At 50.6% G+C, this 20,510-nt stretch carries 13 protein-coding genes; 3 read left to right on the forward strand and 10 right to left on the reverse strand.

Annotated elements, in window-relative coordinates:
- Window positions 1–33 precede the first annotated feature (33 nt).
- From ACDC99_RS07770 to ACDC99_RS07780, 3 genes are all read right to left on the reverse strand, one after another.
- Entirely contained in the window at window positions 34–2,148 is a 2,115-nt protein-coding gene (locus ACDC99_RS07770) for an alpha-L-rhamnosidase-related protein (protein WP_370756502.1), read from the reverse strand.
- A 9-nt stretch (window positions 2,149–2,157) separates the two neighbouring features.
- Window positions 2,158–3,531: an MFS transporter gene (locus tag ACDC99_RS07775; RefSeq protein WP_042519941.1), complete on the reverse strand. Its 1,374-nt coding sequence runs from the start codon at window positions 3,529–3,531 to the stop codon at window positions 2,158–2,160.
- Between the two features lie 455 nt (window positions 3,532–3,986).
- Window positions 3,987–4,298 (reverse strand): Abi family protein, encoded by a 312-nt coding sequence (locus ACDC99_RS07780; protein WP_370756503.1) that lies wholly within the window; start codon window positions 4,296–4,298, stop codon window positions 3,987–3,989.
- Between the two features lie 484 nt (window positions 4,299–4,782).
- Between ACDC99_RS07780 and ACDC99_RS07785 the strand changes: the two genes are divergently transcribed.
- Window positions 4,783–7,116, forward strand: coding sequence for a hypothetical protein (locus tag ACDC99_RS07785; RefSeq protein ID WP_370756504.1), 2,334 nt, complete (start codon window positions 4,783–4,785; stop codon window positions 7,114–7,116).
- A 188-nt stretch (window positions 7,117–7,304) separates the two neighbouring features.
- Here ACDC99_RS07785 and ACDC99_RS07790 read toward each other — a convergent pair whose 3' ends face one another.
- From ACDC99_RS07790 to ACDC99_RS07810, 5 genes are all read right to left on the reverse strand, one after another.
- Window positions 7,305–8,330 carry an IS110 family RNA-guided transposase gene (locus ACDC99_RS07790; RefSeq protein ID WP_042517114.1) on the reverse strand — a complete coding sequence of 342 codons (1,026 nt, stop codon included), beginning with the start codon at window positions 8,328–8,330 and terminating at the stop codon, window positions 7,305–7,307.
- An 851-nt stretch (window positions 8,331–9,181) separates the two neighbouring features.
- Complete coding sequence (locus tag ACDC99_RS07795) at window positions 9,182–10,936, reverse strand: right-handed parallel beta-helix repeat-containing protein (protein WP_288745643.1); 1,755 nt, start codon at window positions 10,934–10,936, stop codon at window positions 9,182–9,184.
- A 382-nt stretch (window positions 10,937–11,318) separates the two neighbouring features.
- Window positions 11,319–13,433 (reverse strand): aceric acid hydrolase, encoded by a 2,115-nt coding sequence (locus ACDC99_RS07800; RefSeq protein WP_370756505.1) that lies wholly within the window; start codon window positions 13,431–13,433, stop codon window positions 11,319–11,321.
- Between the two features lie 76 nt (window positions 13,434–13,509).
- Window positions 13,510–14,175 (reverse strand): DUF3826 domain-containing protein, encoded by a 666-nt coding sequence (locus ACDC99_RS07805; RefSeq protein ID WP_044073715.1) that lies wholly within the window; start codon window positions 14,173–14,175, stop codon window positions 13,510–13,512.
- A gap of 150 nt (window positions 14,176–14,325) precedes the next feature.
- On the reverse strand, window positions 14,326–15,225 hold the full coding sequence (locus ACDC99_RS07810) for a sugar phosphate isomerase/epimerase family protein (RefSeq protein ID WP_370756506.1): 900 nt from the start codon (window positions 15,223–15,225) through the stop codon (window positions 14,326–14,328).
- A gap of 258 nt (window positions 15,226–15,483) precedes the next feature.
- Between ACDC99_RS07810 and ACDC99_RS07815 the strand changes: the two genes are divergently transcribed.
- On the forward strand, window positions 15,484–16,434 hold the full coding sequence (locus tag ACDC99_RS07815) for an endonuclease/exonuclease/phosphatase family protein (protein ID WP_042519930.1): 951 nt from the start codon (window positions 15,484–15,486) through the stop codon (window positions 16,432–16,434).
- Between the two features lie 1,693 nt (window positions 16,435–18,127).
- A complete protein-coding gene (locus ACDC99_RS07820) occupies window positions 18,128–18,604 on the forward strand; it encodes a leucine-rich repeat domain-containing protein (RefSeq protein WP_370756507.1) in 477 nt (158 codons plus the stop codon).
- A gap of 144 nt (window positions 18,605–18,748) precedes the next feature.
- On the opposite strand, the gene ACDC99_RS07825 is transcribed toward ACDC99_RS07820, so the two are convergent.
- Together ACDC99_RS07825 and ACDC99_RS07830 are read right to left on the reverse strand one after the other, a co-directional pair.
- Window positions 18,749–19,207 carry an FtsZ/tubulin family protein gene (locus tag ACDC99_RS07825; RefSeq protein ID WP_370756508.1) on the reverse strand — a complete coding sequence of 153 codons (459 nt, stop codon included), beginning with the start codon at window positions 19,205–19,207 and terminating at the stop codon, window positions 18,749–18,751.
- 6 nt (window positions 19,208–19,213) lie between these two features.
- Window positions 19,214–20,503, reverse strand: a complete 1,290-nt coding sequence (locus ACDC99_RS07830) for a hypothetical protein (RefSeq protein WP_370756509.1) — start codon at window positions 20,501–20,503, stop codon at window positions 19,214–19,216.
- Between the last annotated feature and the right edge of the window lie 7 nt (window positions 20,504–20,510).

The following is a 20,510-nucleotide window of genomic DNA, read 5'->3' on the forward strand; positions in this document are numbered from 1 at the left end:
CCGCTGAAGGCGGCTTTTCCTCCATAGCCGTCCTCAGAAACGGTCTATGCGGAGCTCCTTGCCCACGGGGATGTCGTATTTTCTGTCTCCCAATACGAGGACGCCTTTTCCGCCATCGCTCTTCACGCTGACGCTGGTGGCATCCATCTTCACTCTGACTTCTCCGAACGGTGTGGGCACGCTGCCCTGCATCCGTTTCAGTCCGCCGAGCACGGGGCGCACCTCATATTCCGCATAACCGGGTTTGGTGGGGTTGACGCCGAGGAAATATCTGCCTATGAGATATATCGGACTGGCTCCCCAGGCGTGGCAGAGGCTCTTGCCGTAGGGGCGGCCATACATGGCGAGATGTTCTGCTCCCTGGTCGGCGGGATTGTATTTCTCCCAGAAGCTGGTGGCTCCCTCGCCTATCATTCCTCCCCAATAGCCGAGAATCTCGGGCAGCACACGCTCCTGATATCCCATCCGGCACATCGCCTCGAGTTCATAGAAGCGCATATATGGCGTGGTGATGGGTTCGATGTCGGAATTCAGCATCACGGAGTCCATTATCCGGCGCTTGTCATCGTCGTCCACCATATCATATATTATGGCGAACATATTTGGGAATGCCGTGATGTCACGGTTCATCCTGCCATCCTCTATGGCGTGCATGAAGGCGCTGCGGCTGTCGTCCCAGAAGGTGGGCTTGAGCTTTGACTTGAGGTCGGCGGCGAGCTTTCCGTAGCGGTCGGCATCCTTGGCGTATTCAGCGGTGGTGATGCTGCCTTGCGGAGGATTCTGCAACGGGTTGTCGCGGAGCACCTCGGCACAGGTGTGCATGGTCTGGAATGCCTTGCAGAGCAGTATCTGTTCGAAACAGAGTGTGCCGCGCTTGTGCATAGGGAAGTCCACCCAGTCAACGAATATCCAGTCGTCTTCCTTTCCCTCTGCCATCCCCTCGGGATTGAGTCTGCCGATGACATACTGCATGAGGGTCTGCATCCTGGGGTATATCTCTCTGACGAAACGGATGTCGCCGGTGTACTGATAGAAATCGAGCACCGACTTGAACCAATAGAACGTGTAGTCCATGATGGTGTTGACATGTGCCGTAACGGGGTCTTTGCCTCTGAGCTGACGGATGGTGCGGCGCACGCAGTCGGTGTCGAAGCGCAGATAGTAGTTCATGAGATACGACTGTATGGCGTCGCCCGACCATGTCCAGCGGTCGCGCTTGATGCCATCCACGAAGAACTCGCGTGTGGTGAGGTCCATGGTATATGCCGCCACCTGCCATATCTTGTTGAGCCGGCGGTCGTCGCATCTGAACGAACCGCTCTTCTTGTGGCTGAACGCCGAATATTCATAGTCCATCGCCACATCAGAGAATGTTATCATCCCCTTTGCCTCCACCATCACGTAGCGGAACGCCTTGCTGTCGTCGAGCACTATCTCCACCTCTTCCTCGGCAAACCTGTTGGCGCGGAGGTCCAGGCGGTCGAGGGTCTCGCAGCGGTCCATGTCGAGGGCTTCCTCACGGCTCTCGCCATAGTATATGTTCAATATTCCCATGCCTGTCACGCCCTTGAGCCTGACATAGCCGAAGGTTTCGAGTCCGAAATCAAACAGCCATTTGTTCTTGCCCGTCTGCTCTTCGCCAACGGGCTGCATCTCCGTTCTCTCCAGACTGTATGACGAGGGCGGGGTGTCGATATTGTCGAAGGTCCACGACGCGGCGGGCACGTAGATTCCCGATCCGTGGGCAACGCCATTCTCGTCTATCCATATCTTGTCTTCATAGGTGGCGAGCCATGTGTTGCCGCTCTTTATCGTCCTGCCCTTCACGTAGAGGGCTGGCGGCACCGACTGGTTGTGAACCTTGAAGTTGAGACGGTGGTCGCCTGCCGGCACGGTGAACCTGCCGGGCATGCCGAACTGCAGCTTGCCGTCGAGCATGAAATTGAAATCTCCCTCTGCGGCTATCGTTATCGTCTCTGCCTTGTCGAGGCTCACGGCGGTGGAGAACTCCACTGTGACGTAATGGCTGTCTTGCTTCCAGAACGGCGGAAACATCGCTCCGCGCTCCGTGCGGCGGTTGTTGAACTTGTTGCCGAGCCACACCTCAAAGTCGCCGGGATACCATATCCATGTTGCCTTGTTGTCCATATCGTTGTATTATATTTCTTTTCCGTATCTTTCTTCCGTAATCTGCTCCAGCGACTTGCCGCGGGTCTTGGGGGTCCAGATGGCTCCGATGAGAAGCGACACCACGAGAAGCGCCATCATCAGATAGGCGGCAAGGGTGAATCCCTCGCCTTCCTCGCCATAGATATTCACAAACACCAGTCCCCAGGCTGCCGACAGTCCGCGCACCATGAAGAACATCACGCCCTGGGCGGCGGCACGATATTTGGCCGGGAACAGTTCGGATGCCCACAGCGCATAGAAGCCCTGCACGGAGATTCCGCCCTGGATGCCCCAGAGCAGGGTGAAGAAGAGCAGGCCCGACATGCTGCCGATGCCCACAGTGACTATCATCACCCAAGCCAGTACTGCAGCGCCCACGCCAACGATATAGAGCAGGCGCTGGTTCACCTTGTCTACGAGCATCGAGAACACGAAGGTCATGAAGATTATTATCACCCACTGTCCGGCTGAGAGCATGTTCGCCTCGCCGTTTGAAAGTCCGCCTGCCGTCTCGTAGATATGCTGCTGGAAGAAGCCCATCACCGAACTGACGAGGTTCCAGGTGAGATACATTCCGGCAAGGAAAAGCATCGTGCGCACGTTGACCTTGTTGGAGAACAGGGTGCCGAAGGAGGCGAAGACGCTCTTCTTGCCTGACGGCTCATCTGAAGTCTGCTGCGACTGCGTGGCCTTCCATTCTGCCGACTCGTCGAGCTGGCGCTGAAGCAGCCAGGCTATCAGTGCCACCACGAAGAGGGAGGCGAAGACAATGCGGGAGCTGAACACGTTGATGGCGTCCTGCGAGGCGGCATCACCCAGAATCTGAACTGCCGACTGGCTGACGAGGGGGAACATGAAGCCTGCCTCGGCATTGTTGGTAGGCGGAGCGAGAAACCATCCCAGGAGCAGGATGATGAGCGGTCCGATGCCCCACGCCATCTGCGAGATGCCGATGTTTCGGCCTCGGTTGCCTATCTCCGAACTCTCAGAGATATAGGTCCACGATGCCGGCACTCCCACACCTACGCTGACTCCCGTGACCAGGAATCCGGCGAGAAGCATGGGGAAGCTGGTGGTGAAGACCACGAGCAGCACGCCCACCATATAGATGAGCATATTGTATGTGTATATCGCCTTCCTGCCGTATTTGTCGGCAAGGAATCCACCGATGATGGCTCCTATCGCCGCACCGAGACAGTTGGCGCTGATGGCGTTGAGGATTCCGAGATGCGACTCGGTGAGCGAGAGATAGTTTTTCCAAAGCGACAATCCGCTTGCGCCTGCCACGATGGCTCCGGCATCGAGATAGTTGGTGAGAGACACGGCGATGGTGCTCTTCAGACTGCTTTTGTTGTTTCCCATAATGTGTATGTCTGTATTTCGTTTTCTTTTCGTTTGCTTTCTCTTTTGGGGTGATCTGCCTTACGGGGCGGGATGCTCCTGAGTCTGTTCTCCGCTCATCCTACCTGTCCTGCAAATCATCAAAAATAAAGACGCTGAAACTGCTTTTTTGTACTATGCCATATCGTGAGGTTTTCTCCCATTTTGGGGCAACGTGCTTGCCCACTTGGGGCAAGCACGTTACCCAACATGGGCAAGCACGTTGCCCCACCTGGGCACATTTTGTTGTCAGCTTCCTGCCCAATATTTTGACTTTTGAGGATGAGCAGTATGGGGTGAAAACAGGTGGAGTTGCATAATGATGCAGCCGGACTCCAACGAAATCCGGCTGCTCCGGGATGTGGATATTGTTGAGGTGAATGGGATTGAGGAGTATGTAAAATTTTTACCTGTCACATAACAACATTAGCTGATTTTTATTGCCACAATGGTTCATTTTCCCAACCAGAAGGAAAACCAAGGGCAGCCTTATCTACTTCTGGAAATGTAGCAAAAAGTCTGTTCATCTTATCAAGCATATCGTTATTTGGAGATATGATGTCAAGAAAGTACTTGATGATGCACATATCAAAGTACACTTTCAAAGGATCTGTCGGCAAGGTAATCCAAGGACGTGACATTCTGATTAGCATGGTAGCACGAATAGAGAATACCCTATTCCATACACGTGCATGATGACAACATGAGTTTCTTGTTACAGTGATAATGGTAAGCCAAGATTCTTCCATACCTCTTGTTTTGAGAAGCTGCACTAACTCATGTGGGGTGGAATATGTTTTTATAAACGGAATCCTTGTTGCCATATACCCATAAAAACAAAAACGACCCGCACATTTGAGCATCGTTGAGAGGCTTGGCGGGTTCTCGTGCTGCAAAGATACGAATAATCATTTATAATACAAACTTTTTAGCAGAAAAACACGCAAAGACACTCTTATTCTAACAACTTATATGATATGGGACTTATCTATGCTGACAAGAAAATAGATAATCAAAGGAAACAAGCAGATAATCAGGTACCGTTTTGTGGATTTCATTATATAACATATTGAGCCACATATTTTGTATGCAAGAATAATAAACAAAACCCAAGCAAGCTCTAAGACTGATTTTTTCTTTAAAAATGTATCATACTTTTGTAATGTATTGATAATTTCCATAAATTTGCAGGAACAACAAACTATTTGTCACAATTAAATTCATAAGGGCATTATGAAAATCAGAAAAAACATCATCATAAGTATTTTAGGACTTATGACTTCGGCCGGGGCACTCGGTGGAAACATCTGTATGCCTCAACGAACAGAGGTGAAAGACTTCTGCTCTGTCATCTCACTAAACGACAAGACGGGAGACAGCAGACCGTTTGTACATTTCGTCACGACACTGTGGCCAAAGCTTGATACAGCCAGCGGCCGTGAAGCACTGGTGAAAATCCATCAGCTTGCCATGAAAGAATCTTATGGCAACGGAAACACGCCTAATGACAATGGGGACGTGCTTGCCAAGCTGTTTGAGATGCTGGACAAGTTAGGGATTACCGGAGCTGACCTGACAAAAATGCTCGAATATATGAAGAAGGTGTATCCGCTCTATGTATTCCAGATAGAAAACCGTGTGCGTCCGAATGTGGACTATGACAACGGACTGACCGTTGACACCATCTACCAGGCACCGATTGACGAGGCCTATTACGGTCTGGCAAACGAGAAGAACAAATACGTTCCCGCCGGACTGTCTTTGCAGGAGATTGAGGAGCTGGAGAGCAACGGCGCTATCGGCAAACGCAACGGCTCCTACGCATGGGGAATGGGTACATACAAAGACAAGCTCTACTGGTCTACCAACAACAACTATCTCTGCATGCAGGGCTATGGCAGTTTCGTGCAGCCGGGCGTGGGCGACAATGTGCCATACGAAAACAAGTGCTGGGCATGCGAATACGGACAGTCTACTTATGCCAAGGAAGCCTATGCCGACGGCGATGAGAACAGCAAGTATGCCGACATACGTCCGCCTCGCATATACAGCTATGACACGAAATCGGGCATCGTCACCGACATAACACCGTCGATAGATGAATATCCGATATTGAAAAACTGTCAGGGACTGCGCTCCTGCGGCATCCTTAACGGCGTAGTGTTCTTCGGCGGACCAGGCCTGTATGCCAGCGACTGGGACTCCAAGGTTTCGGCTGCCTTCGTGGCATACGATGCCGACAACGACCGCATTCTGGGAGCCAGCAGTCTGAGCGACGTTGACGGATGCAAGGTGGTGAACGTCAGACGATGGCGAGTAGTAAACAATGTTCTCTATGTCACCGTGGGCATAACGCATCCTACCACAGGCAAGAAGATCGGTGCACTGCTCCGCTGGTATGGCGACAAGAATGACCCGTGGAAATTCCATATCGTGGGACTCGTAGACAACGAGGCGGCAGAACTTGCCTGTTTCAACAACCGCATATATATAGGAACGTGGGCAACGGTGTCTGCCGTTCATGTCAGTCCGGAAATTCCTGAAGGAGGCTTCACTCCAGTCAGCATCGACAGCGAGATGTGGCCTAAAGTATGGACAAGTGATGTGGCGGAGCCGACAAAAACGCTCGGCCGTTCTATTACCTCCGTCGCCGGATTCCATGAGTGGCGCAACCATCTGTATTGGGGAGTGTTCTGTCCTAACTATTATGTGCTCTCTACGGCACAGTCAACATACGGATCCCTGACCTCGCCTGACGCCCTGGCTTTCATTCTCGGCAACTACCGCACACCGTCGTTCTGGCGCATCGACAAAGACAACAACTATGAGTTGCTCTATGGTGACACTACGAACCCGAAACCTGTATACGACAAGGAAGGAAAAATTGAAAACTGGGAACTGGAACCTAGCGGACTGGAAGCCAAGTGGGGACGAGGAGGCTTTGGAAACCTCTGGACCATATATATATGGGCAATCCAGGAATATGACGGCAATATGTATGTAGGTACGATGGACCTGTCTAACCTTGCCGATGCTGCAGGTTCGAACCTCGTGGGCGACGCAAGCTTTGCCACACTGTCGAAACTGCTCACTGGCCTTGACGCGAGTGACGAGGGCTTTGAACTTCTGCGCATGACCGACGAGGAAGAGGCTCCGAAATACATCACCGAGAACGGCTTCAACAATGCTCAGCAGTATGGCGTAAGAAATCTTGAGGTTCTTGACGGCAGACTGATGCTTGGTTCTGCATCCATGTCGAGCCTAAAGCCAAATGGCGGATGGCACGTGCTCAGTATTACTGACGACAAGAATTCTGCCTCTGTCAGCCAGAGCATGATAAAGAAGCCGGGCATAATAATGGAGCGCAACGCCGGATACATAAACCTTGCCACCGTGGGTGGCGAGAGGATTACCGCCATTGAGGTATACGATGCTGCCGGCCGCAGAATCAACTCTGCCCGTCCTGACAGTCATCTGGCTTCTATTCCATTGCAGAATGTCAAAGGTGTCAATATCATCAAGGTTACTTCTGAAAAAGGGGAATGGGAGATCAAAGCCGGTTTATAACCTCCTGACTGACAAAAGAGATCTTATAAAAAACGAAAGACTGCAAGCAGTCATAAAATCCCCAAACTGCCTAATGAACGTTTGGCGATAAACAACGACCAGGTTACTGTAGGAAAAAAGCAATCCATATTATTATCCCAAATCGCTTTCTATGTTAATATCCAAATGTTTTGACCATTATTTTCAATTTATGCTGAGATTTTATATTCAGGGGTGAATGTTTGGCGATTTCTGACCATGGCTGTGACCAAATGTACAAGTTTGTTCTTGACATTGTTCAGTGCAACCTGCTTCTTCTTTCCTCGTTCTACGAGGCGCATGTAGTACCTCGCCATAATGGGATTGAAGTTGACGGCAGCTAGTGCCGCTTGCGTCAGCATGGCCTTTATCTGGCGGTTAGCCATATAATGTACATGCGGATCGGAATGCACACTGGTTCCCGAATCTTTGCCAAATGGAGCTAGGCCGTAATAGCAGGCAATCTTGCGTGAGTCGTAGTTGAAACGCCGGAAGTTGTCGGTGTACACCATCAGGCACACAGCGTTCTGCGTTCCTATGCCAGGCACCGAGGTCACGATGGTGAACACCTCGGTGAGTTCCTCGTCCGACTTGATGAGATCGGCAATGCGCTTATCTATCTTCTCTATCTCCTTATTGAGTTCAGAGACGATGTGCCGTCCGCTCTGCGAAATCATTGTCTTGACTGGCGACTTCTCCATAGTGAGTCGCTTTTCGCCTCTACGCACCTGGAAACTGCATCTGTGTCTTACGATCATCTGACGGTATAGGAACAGCTCACGCAGTTGTGTAAGCGACTCGCTAAGAGGCTCGTACATAACGGCTTTATCGTAATTCCTCATGGCGTATTCTGCAATCATCGAGGCGTCAGCACGGTCAGACTTCAATCGTCTAAGACCAGATGCGTCTTTGATGCTCTTTGCGTTCTCAAGCCACATGTCGTAGCCTTTACCGTAGAGGAAGTTGCACAGTCCCTTGCTGTAGTCGCCCGTGTTCTCGCCACAGAAGAGCCACAAGGACGAGTCGATACCGCAGGAATTCTGCTCAACCCACTTGACCAACTGCCTATAGCCAGACACGGTTGTCTTGAACTCGTTGAACACTCTAGCAGCGGTTTCTGCCAGTCCGTCTGCAAAAAGGATAGCCACATCAACTTTTTCTTTCGAAAAATCAACTCCGATAAATAAATTCTTCATAACTTTGTACGAGTTATATTGTGTAGAATTGGTCAATAGTTGTATGGACTAACACTCTAACAAGGCTCAGAGCCGATAACTTTCTATCTGGTCTTTGCAACTATGTCGATGAGGACCTAAACGATTTATAGCTTTACGGCTGGGTCATTAGCTGGTTTACCTCTTCGACAGACCGATTCTACCTTTTTACAACAAAGGTACGAAACTGTCTTTAGCAATCATAGTTTTACCTTGATTATTTTGGAGTTTATGCGACTTCGTCGCAATCTTCTGCAAACTTAGAGGTCATTAGGCCGTTTAATGTATAATTTTAATAACTGCTTGCAGTCTTTTGCTTTTTATAAGGCGTCTTTTGCTCGTTTTTAATTCGCAATAGCCCGCTATTACTCATTAAAAGCCAAACAAAATCCACTCTTCTAAAAAACAAAATCCATGCAAGCCCTAATGACCGATTTGGGATTATTGGAATATCCGGATTGCAGCATTACGGTAACCTGGTCGTTTTCTTTGGGAGGCCAGACGACCTCCGTCAATTATTCCATCATCACTTGATTCTATACATCCTGAACAATTTCGCAGAACACATACAGACAGATACACTACGAAAATTCCCCACGCTGTGGGGGAAAATTACGACTTGAATGAATGTCTGGCAATCAACGAAACACTACAGCAAACAAAAAGCCCACACGCAATGTGAGGGCCCCCATGATACATTATTGCCTCACGGCAATACTAACAGGTTATTATGAAGAATGTTTGGATTGTCTTTATCCATGTCTGACGCCGGACGGCAGCAGGACTGTAGTCTGCTGACGCCATGGCAGAAAAGCAATCTGTCCGTCGGGGCGTCATTGCTTCTGGATTCCAGCTTTCGCCTTGATGCTGTCGGCAACGGCAGGACCGTTGTTTTCCCATGTGTTGCACGGGCCGTTGGCATTCTTGAGGAATTTCTCTGCCGGAGTCCAGTTGTTCCTCACGGTGATGCAGGATGATCCCTCGTCGGTGTAGAGATAGAACCAGTGGTTGGGATCGTGGGCATAGCCGGGAGTATAGATGTCTCTCACCACATTGCCCTCTATCAGCGTGTGGGGCTGCGAACCGAGGGTGTAGATGCCGGCAGTGTCGTACATGTGCTTGGCGTAGTGGTGGATGAGGTTGCCGCTGATGAGATTGTTTGCCATGGAGCACGGCTGCTGGTTCCATCCCCACCCCATACTGATGCCGGTGTATGAGATTTCGGAAATCTCGTTGTGCAGGATTCTGATGTCGCGCACGAATCCGGCTCCGATTCCCACGCATCCCCAGTCCTCGTTGGTCACGTCGGTGATGAGGTTGTTGTCGATTGTCAGTCCGGTGCAGATAATGCGCGAGTCTGAAGGATTGTATGGCAGATGTGCCTCATGGGTGTCGGGACCGAAGCTGCCTGCCAATATGCCGTTGCCGCCGATGTCTCGGACGGTGCAGCGGCTGATGTTTCCACCCTTGGTATATTCATGGAATTCCACTCCCGTAGAGGCGCAATGCTCGAAGGTGCAGCGGAGGAAGTCCACGTCTTCGGCACAGTCCACGCTGACGGCTGCCGCCGGACGGCCTACCCATCCCTGGTTGTCGAGCTTATGGTCGCCGTTGGGGCGTATCATCTTTGGTCTCAGCTTATATGCCTCAGTCATATACATGCCTGCCTGGAGCGGGGCATGACCGCTGACGGATGGTCTCATCCATGTGGCATGGCTGAAGGTGACGCCTTCGAAGGTGACGCCACGCACGGGATTGTCGGGTGTGCCGCATACGCGGAGCAGGGTCTCCACGGCTGGAGCCTCAACATCTGCCGTAGCCATATTCTCGCCCTTGAGCGGGATATAGTATACTTTCTGTTCCATGGCATCGAGATACCACTCTCCGGGAGTGTCGAGCAGCGCCTTGTCGTTGGTGAGATAGAAGGCGGAGTTGTGGCCGTCGGTTGTCACCATCGGCGATGGCCAGGGGTGCATGAAATGGATGTGGCTCTCGGGTTGGTGGAAGGTGACGGCGGCGCTGTCGCCTTGTATTCTGACGCTCTTGATGCGCAGGTTTGCCACACACCACATCTCGTGTATCACCATCTCGGCATGACGGGCATGGAGTATCTTTCTGACGGCAGCTGCCGGAACATAGAGTGTCTCGTTCTTCTTGTCGATGCTTCTGATGCGATACATGTTCTCGAAGTCGCTCACATCTCTGGCTCTCACTGCCTTCCTGCCGTTTATCCACAACTGGCGGAACTCCAGCGGACGGCCGTTGAACTCGGGCACGTCGGCTACGTATGCCTTGCCCTGCTTCTTCCATCCCTTTATCTGCACTCCGCCGCTCACCACGGCATTGCCGTCGGCTATGATGCGTGTGCCGCTGTCTTCGGGCCTCACCGTGACGGTCTGGTTCAACCGGTAGGTGCCTGCCTGGAGGCGGATAGTCACGTCTTTGGCTCCCTCCATGCGGCGCGCCTCTCTTGCCTGCTGCAGTGCCTGCTCTATGGCGTAGGGTCCTGGCTTCACCACAATGTCGGTGGCGAAGGCTATATTACTGATGATTGCCGAAAGGATTACGGCTATTGATCTGATATTCATTTTTTTATTGTTTGTTACTCCGTTTATGGAGGACCTATTTAGGTTAAACTCAAATCGTGCCAGAGGTAAAAGTAACCAGTCCTAAGGTATCAGTCCCTCCCCTACGGGGGAGGTCAGGTGGGGGCTGATGTCTGAAGATTTGTTTCACATCATGACTAATTAATCTGCCAATGATTGCAGCCCCCTCTCGTTCTCCCCCGAAGGGGAGATGCCGGTCACTCCGCTTTGTCAAGGACTAATGACAATAGGTCACTCCGCTTTGTCAAGGACTGTCGAAATAAACCGATGGCTGTCAAACAGTCAAGTGTACCAGTCCCTCCCCTACGGGGGAGGTTAGGTGGGGGCTGGAAGTCAGCAGTTTTGACATATCAAGACAGATTACTCAATCCAGCGATGCCGGAATCCATACTGTCATCTCGCTCTTTCCTCTGTTGCCCCAGGCATAGTATGGGATGAAGCGCACGGTCTGTGTATGCTTCTTTGCCTTTGCCTCGCGATAGAGCTGTCCCTTCCACGACGGCTCGCTGCGGTTTATCACTTCTGCCTCAAGTGCCTTCACACGGCTGCCGTCGATGGTCATGTCAACGGGAGTGAACTTGGCGTTGAGCGGAATGGCGATGTCGTCGATTTGCGCACCGCCCAGGTCGTTGCTCTCAAGACAGTATACTATAGGTCCGCGCTGCACGGCTACCTGTCCGCGGCTCTCCTCCACGAGTGGGTTTGCCTCTATCAGACGTGTACGCATCGGCATGCTGAGTGTCACCACGTCGCCTTTCTTCCATGTGCGTGTCACTGTGGCGTAGGTGCCGGCGGTTGCCTCGATGGTCTGCTGAGCGCCGTTCACGAGTATCGTGGCTCCCTCGGTACACCAGTCCGGCACACGGAGCCGTATCCCGAACTGCTTCTTTCCCTTCAGCTTGTCGATGGTCAGCTCCACGGTGCCGTCCCACGGATAGTCGGTGGTCTGCGAGATGGCGATATCGCCGATGCCGTCGATGCGGGTGTTGAGGGTGTTGTCGCCATAGAGGTTCACGTATATCTCGTTCTTGCCGATGGAATAGGCATAGTCTTGTGCCTCGCAGAGGGTGCGCAACGTGTTAGGCGGACAGCAGAAGCAGCTGATATACTCGGTGCGCTCCTTGGGCCAGCGCAGCTTGTATGGCAGGTCTGCCGAGATGCGCATGGGGTTGGTATAGAAATATTTCTTTCCGTCGAGACTGATGCCTGGCAGTATGCTGTTGTATAGGCAGTTCTCCACCACATCGGTGTATTTGGCATCTCCTGTGGCTGCAAACATGCGCCAGTTGAAGAAGAGGTTTCCGATGTTGGCGCATGTCTCGTTGTGTGCCGTGGAGTGTGGCAGCTGGTAGGGGCGGCCATAGCTCTGGTGCACCTTCTGCACGTTGTCGGGCTTATAGTCGGTACCGTCGGGCGAAGTGCCGTCGTAGAGTGCTCCGCAGGCTCCGGTGATATACATCTTGCGTGTCACGATGTCGGTCCAGATGGCGTCGAGGTTCTTCTTCAGCTGTTCTTCGCCGCTCTCCAGATAGAGGTCTGCCACACCGGCATACAGATAGTTTGCCCTCACCGAATGACCCATGGCATTATATTGCTGGCGGAAGGGCACGCGGTCCTGGTTGTCGTCGGTGCCGTTTTCCACCTTGCCTCTTATGTCGATGAGTTTCTCTGATAGTTCCAGATATTTGGGGTCGCCGGTCTCGCGATACATCTCCGTCACCGCCATATAGTGTGACGGGCAGATGGCGTTGCGGGCGAGTTCGTCGGAGGCTCGCTTATAGAAATCATAGAGGAAGTCGGCTGCCTTCACCGCACAGTTGAAGAGCGTGTTCTTGCCCGTGGCTCTCTTGTGCATTATGCCGGCAGTGATGAGATGTCCCAGGTTGTAGGTCTCGAAGTTGAGCCGGTTGCCGAAGGCTCCGTCTTTTCCCGTTCCCACCTTTGTTCCGATGGTCTCATTCTCCTTCGCCTCCTCCTTGGCGCTCTGCTGCCTGTTCATCTCGGCTATGATGACTGGAGTGTGGAGGTATCCGTCGGGGCGCTGCGACTTTTGGATGAGTTCCACGAAGCGGTCGATTATCTTGCCCACTTCCGGGTCTTTGTTCACGGCATATACCGCCGTCAGTGCCTCAAGCCATTTATACATGTCACCGTCGTGGAATGGTGGTCCGTGGCGCTTTCCCTTTTTCTCTCCGGCTGCTATGAGGAAGTTGTTCCAACCGTGTCCCGTGTCAGACTTCCATGTCTCCCACATGCTCTGCACTGATGTGCCGCTGAACACTCCGAAGCGCTCGCCCCAGAATCCGCCGGTCCATCTCACGGCGCTGAGCGGTGTTGACGACACCACGGCGTATTTGCTCTTGCCGGTGTCGGTGATGCCGTTTTTCTGTGCTGCCGACGGCAGGACTGCCATAGACAGTGCTGCCATCAGTCCTAATCCTCTGAGAGGAATGATACTGTGTCTTATCTTTTTTGCCATTTGTATTCTTGGTGTTTAACCCAAATCGGTAATTAGGACGTTTAATGTATCTTTTTTCTGACTACTTGCAGGGTTATTACAACGTTCCGCCTCTTGCCTTCACTCTCTTTGCCCACTGCTCGCGCTCCTTGGTGAGGTTGTAGCCGCGCTTGGAGAGCCAGTTGTTAATCCTGCCCTTGTATTTGCCGAATGCCTCATGCTTCTTCTTGGAGCTCTCGGCATCGATGGCAAACTCGCGGCCCTCCTTGAGCCAGGCGAGAATCTGCACCTTCTCTTCTTCTTTCAGCGTGGGTATCATGTCGCACTGCGCCGTGTATGTCACGTTCACTACATTGTATGTCAGCACGTCCTTCACGGTCTCCACCTCTGCATCGGTGAGATATACCGAAAGGTCGGCGATGAATCCGAAATGACTCTTGTAGAGCTTCTGGTCTTTCAACATCTCAGCATATTCCATCTTCTCTTTCTTGGCGTCGCCGGTAAGGGTCTTTGCCACTGCCTTGATGCTGTCGCGCTCTGAATATATGTCGTTGAGCTTGAAATAGCGGTTTGCCACGATGTTGAGCACCTGCGTACCCTTCTCCGTACCGGTAATCTTCAGTGCGTCGGTCACCTTCTGCGAACGCTGCATGATTGTCTCCACATACTTAGGGTCGCGACCTGCTGAATCGAGGTCTACAGCACTGGCGGTGAGGGTGCCCCAGACCATTAGTGCGGCTGCCATGACGAATAATTTCTTCATATTTTATATATGTATGCTTAGTTGTTTATTTATACTGTATACTTGTTTGTCAATATAGAGCGTGTACTTGCTTTTTTGATATACAGCGTTATATATCTATATGTATTGAGTACTATATATAGTATATAATGTGTACTTATCTATATGTCCTTATCTGCCGGTTTTCTCCTTGCCGAATATTTCCTTCAGATATCTCACGTTCTCTCCATAGTTCTTCTTCACGTTGCGCACGTCGGTCACGTCGCGGCTCCTCTCCACGAAAAGCCATCCCGACCATCCCATCTTGTCGAGCGTACGCTTCACTGCCGGCATGTCTATCGCCTTGTCGTGGCGGAGCCACACTCCGTCGGTGTTGCTGGCATGAATGGCGCAGATGTTGCCGCTGCCGAGCTTCCGCAGGTCTTTGCTGATGTCGCGGCTGTGCTCCACGGCGGTCTGCAACTTATAGAATATCTTTATGCCCTTTGAACCGATTTCCCGCAGCAGACGCTTGTTGCCCTTGGCGTCGAGCGGTGTGTCGATGCCTATCACCTTGCCGCGGCGGTGTGCCATCTCGCCTGCCTCATGCAGACGCTCCACTATCTCGCGGCGCAGCGGCAGAGAGTCGGTCCAGTTGTTGCCGCATCCGCCAAGGGGCAGGAATGCCACGGTGGCATCCATCACGTCCATCGTGTTGAGACAGTCTTCCACGAGCCAACGCCACGATTTCTTCCGGGCGAAGCTCTGACCATAGAAGCCCGACATTGCCACTGCTCCCACCTCTATGCCGAGACTGTCGGCGGTGTGGCGGAATTTCCTTGCCATCTCCGGCTGGCGCATCTTGTTGTCGAAGGAGTCGCGCTTGCCGAGTCCACCCATGTCCATCTCCAGTCCGTCGCAGCCCAGCTCTTTGGCAAGCTTGAACTCTCCGAGCTTCTGGCGCTTCAGCACCATCCAGTCGCACACTCCCACCCGATAGCGGTTTTGTGCCACAGCAACATCGGGCAGCATCATCGAAAGCAACACGATGATAAGGGACAAATATTTCTTTATATCTCTCTTTTGCAACATATGGTTATTTTTTAGTTGACGAGTTAACGAGTGGACAAGTTGACGAGCCGACAAGGATGTCATCTGACCACCGGCAATTTGCCCACCGTATCATATAGACGGACAAAGGGGGAATTTGTAACTTGGTGATGGGATTATTTCCTGTTTCCACAATTATGAAGTATATTTGCAACGCATACTCTCACAATCGGTTTTGAGGCTGCTTGGGGATTAATCCCAATCGGTCATCGGCTGTTTGGAACTTAACATCTACACTCTATGCTTACATCGCTGATTCTCGGAATATTCACCTTCGTGCAGCTAAACTGCGAAAACCTCTTCGACTGCACACACGACTCGCTCAAGCAGGACACGGAATACCTGAGCGACAGTCCGCGCCACTGGAACTCCAACAGATACTGGAAGAAACTGGGTAACATATCCAAGGAAATTCTGGCTTGTGGACACAAGGACGAAAGGGGCACTGACCTGATTCCCGACCTCGTGGCGCTATGCGAGGTTGAGAACGACTCCGTGTTGCACTATCTCACGAAACGCGGTCTGCTGAGAAACGCGAAATATGAATATGTGATGACCGATTCGCCCGACCAGCGTGGCATCGACGTGGCGCTGCTGTATTCACCGATGTCGTTCAGGCTGATTGACTCTTATCCGTTGAGGGTGACGCCGCTGAAGGGGATGCGGCCTACGCGCGACATACTGTATGCTACGGGCGAAGTGGCGAGCGGTGACACCATCCATGTGTTCGTGCTCCATGCGCCGAGCCGCTTCTCGGGCAAAAGCAAGACAACACCATACAGGATGCAGGTGATGCAGCGGCTGATGGCATCGGTGGACTCCATACGCAGCATACACCCCGACCCGATGATTATCGTGTCGGGTGATTTCAATGATGAGTCGAAGGACAAGTCGATACGCTTTCTTGAGGCCGGCAGACTGTCGGAGGTGTCAGCTGGCGTCAAGGGGAGCCACGGGGCTAAGGGCACGTATAAATATCAGGGCATGTGGCAGAGCATTGACCACATCCTCGTGAGCCACAGGATGAGGGAAAGGCTCAAGGGATGCTTCGTCAACGACCTGCCGTTTCTGATGGAGAGCGACGAGAAGTTTGGCGGGATGAAACCTTTCAGGACCTACAACGGATACAGATACGCCAACGGATTCAGCGACCATCTGCCACTGGTGGCGCAGTTTGAACTTGAGGAATAATGCCCATGGCTGGTTTCTATGTATTGAATATCAGCCCCTCTCGTGCTCAAACCCATCATAGCCTTCCCTAAAAGGCAACCCATCCTAACCTTCCCAAAGGGCAACCCATCCTAACCTTCCCAAAGGGCAACCCATCCTAACCTTCCCAAAGGGCAACCCATCCTAACCTTCCCAAAGGGCAACCCATCCTAACCTTCCCAAAGGGCAACCCATCCTAACCTTCCCAAAGGGCAACCCATCCTAACCTTCCCAAAGGGCAACCCATCCTAACCTTCCCAAAGGGCAACCCATCCTAACCTTCCCAAAGGGCAACCCATCCTAACCTTCCCAAAGGGAAGGAACAAGTTACTCTGCAACTGAACATCAGCCCCCTCTCGGTCTCAAACCCATCCTAACCTTCCCCAAGGGAAGGGACAAGTTACTCTGCCAATGATTTCAGCCAATCATTTCAGCCCCCTCTCGTTCTCCCCCGTTGGGGAGATGCTGGTTACTACGTTACTGTCAAGGACTGGTTGACAAAGGTTACTCTTGTTACTGACAAGCCACTAATAATCAGCTAGCTACAGACAACAATCAGACAGGCAATGGTATCTGTCCCTCCCCAACGGGGGAGGTTAGGTGGGGGCTGATAGCGGAAAGCGGTTCATATATATCATGACAAATTACTCTGCCTATGATTTCAGCCAATCATTTCAGCCCCCTCTCGTTCTCCCCCGTTGGGGAGATGCTGGTTACTACGTAACTGTCAAGGACTGGTTGACAAAGGTTACTCTTGTTACTGACAAGGGCTAGTTGACAAAGGTTACTCTTGTTACTGACAAGCCACTAATAATCAGCTAGCTACAGACAACAATCAGACAGGCAATGGTATCTATCCCTCCCCAACGGGGGAGGTTAGGTGGGGGCTGATAGCGGAAAAGCGGTTCATATATATCATGACAAACTACTCTGCCTATGATTTCAGCCAATCATTTCAGCCCCCTCTCGGTCTCCCCCGTTGGGGAGATGCTGGTTACTCTGGTTCTGTCAAAGCCTTGTAAATACAGGTTACCTTTGTTATTGATAAGTTACTGATAATCAGACAACCAGACAACCGATGGTATCTATCCCTCCCCAACGGGGGAGGTTAGGTGGGGGCTGATAGCGGAAAGCGGTTCATATATATCATGACAAATTACTCTGCCTATGATTTCAGCCAATCATTTCAGCCCCCTCTCGTTCTCCCCCGTTGGGGAGATGCAGGTTACTCTGGTTCTGTCAAAGCCTTGTGAATACAGGTTACCTTTATTATTGATAAGTTACTGATAATCAGACAACCAGACGACCGATGGTATCTGTCCCTCCCCAACGGGGGAGGTTAGGTGGGGGCTGATGTCGATAGCCGGAGTAAACAGTCCCTTCCCTTGGGGAAGGTTAGGATGGGTTGCCCTTGGGGAAGGTTAGGATGGGTAAAAAACCTCCCATTCCTTTGGAACATATTATAATAATATGTACATTTGCAGCGATCCCCCTTCCATGCAATATTAGCAGTTATTGTGTGGCGAGGGGATTTTGCGTATATACGAGACCGTGTCTTGCACCCCAGACACCCAGCTGCGAGACGAGCTCAACTGCCTCCGACCATACGCAACGGAACCATATCAGACTAAACTTGCCACACAAGGAGCTCGATGGCAGCAAAAACTAAATGATTATGATCAACACCAAACGAATTTTCACGGCTTTTTTACTGGCCGTAATTGCCATGGCAAGTTATGCCTACGACTTTGAGGTGGATGGCATCTACTACAGTTATGACGTTTACGGCAACGCTGTCGTGACCCATGGCGACAAGAAATATACGGGCAAAATCAAAATTCCATCTGAAGTAAAATGGAACGGCAAAAAGAAAAAAGTGGTTGAAATCGGTGACTATGCTTTTGAATGTTGTTACGAACTCAAGTCGGTCTCTATTCCCAGTTCTGTATATTATATCGGAAGATTCGCTTTTTCGAACTGTCGTCTTCTCGAAGAGATAAATATTCCCAATGGGGTAGAAGCGATTAAGGTCAGTGCGTTCCGAATATGTATTTGCATACTTCATCAACTCAAAAGCGTCAATCATCTTTTGAATAACACAGTTCCACTCGCGCATACCTTTGAAGTCGGGACAATAGCCATGTTTCTCTAGTGCCTTAAAAGCCTGTAAGCGTGGAACGATTAACCGAGCCAAAGTATGGTACGTATTCCAAACCTCTTCAATGGAATAGTCGTTCTTGTGGCTCCAGTTCTCGGTAGAGTCCTTATTTCTCAGTTTTGCCATATTCCATTTCTATTATTGTAATAACACAATTGCTCGAAGTTCTTGTTTAGATTGGGGTGCCATACCCCACTTAATCAAAAACTCTCCTGTTATAGACTCAATCCAGTCGCTAAACGGTTGTAGCTCATCCATCCGTAAAGGCTGTTCTTCGGGAAAGAAGAAAAGCACTAGAGCATGATTGAATGGTTCAAGATGTGTGGAATTTCTTGTTATTTCGACCATCATCAGATTCATTCTGTTTGCCATTAAGGCATCTACAGAAACATCAAAGGCATGAATTACTCCACCTTCCTGAAACAGGTCTCTCACATCGTTAACATCGATGCTCACAAGACCCTTAGGAGCGTTGAGCACATCCATGATGCAGCGTTTAACCTGTCTGTGCTCTTCCTCTATTGTAACTTTTTCGTCAATGAGGGCAAAAACGGGGCTCATGTATTCTGGCCCTATCATGCATTTCTGTTCTTCCATAATCATCTATCCTTTTATTGATTGATACTCTTCTGGGAAGTCTTTCTTTAGCATGGCAAGGAAAGCATACTGATACATCGAACCGACAAAGTGTGCCATGCTTGGCAAAGGTCTCTTGGTTGCCCTGTCAAAGAGTGAACTCCAGATATGATTTAGCTCGTCCTCCCTAAAGCCGTTATCCATTCCCCGATGCAGATAAACATGTTTAAGGCATTCCGCTTCAAGTGGGTTCTGGCCAGACATCAGCTGAACAATCCTTGCTGACTCTTTCCAAGTCATACCTATCCAGCCCGTCATGAACCAGCAGACATCCTCTCTATATAGGAATCCGTATGGGAATCGCCATTTGTCAAATAGCCGTACTACACCGTGCTTCTTCTTATAGTCTTCAATGTTATGGACGTGAATTTCGTAAATCAGCCGTGCACTGTATAGGGCAGTAATGATAAGCAGGTCTTCCATAGAAGTTATCTTACCAAAAAGTATCTCAGCCATTTCCTTTGCCAACTTGTCACCAAAGAAAGGAATGCTTCTGTCTTCTTCATCAAACAATGTCTGATAACCATTTGAATAATACAGAATGTTTGCACTTCCACGATGATACATGTCTGGACATACCTTGCCAGCCTTGACGATTTCATGTTGAATGCGCTTGATGCGAGTCAGCGTATCTGAGCGGATGACGTTAAATCTGAATATATGTATGTTGTCAGTCGGCTCAACATCACCGTCAATGCAAAGCGTATCTAATCCGTCATCTCCTTCCACTTCATAAACCTTATAATGTTCTGCTACACCATCAGGACAGACAACTATAGAATAGCCTTTCTGCTTCTTCCTATATCCACGAAACGTATTGATTTCTTCTTCACTCTGAATGTTGTCTATGTCTGATGTGCGGGCAACATTGTCATACCCGAATACTTCTGTAGCCTTGAAATATGCCCAGTCATAGGTATCTTCATCAACCTCAATGTCCATCGTCGTATCACTATCTTCATCGCCCCAAAAGTCTATCGGTGTAAGGCTGATACTTCCAAGGCAAATGTTAGTAATTCCAAGTGCATGACAAACATGCGAAGCGGTCATCCATCTGCAGCCTGGTCCGATAAGTGCATCAGGCATAGACGTTAGTTCTTTCACGTATTGGTGCATCGCCAAGAAGTAATCGACCTGCTTCCTATTCTCAATAAAAGTGAGTTCCTGTAACAAGGTAAATGTTCTGACTCCACGATTGGGAATGCTCTCTTTCCCTTCTATGACGAGCTTTCTTAATTGTTCTATTGCTGTTTCCATATAGTAG

This window comes from Prevotella pectinovora (assembly GCF_041323955.1).
GTDB lineage: Bacteria > Bacteroidota > Bacteroidia > Bacteroidales > Bacteroidaceae > Prevotella > Prevotella pectinovora.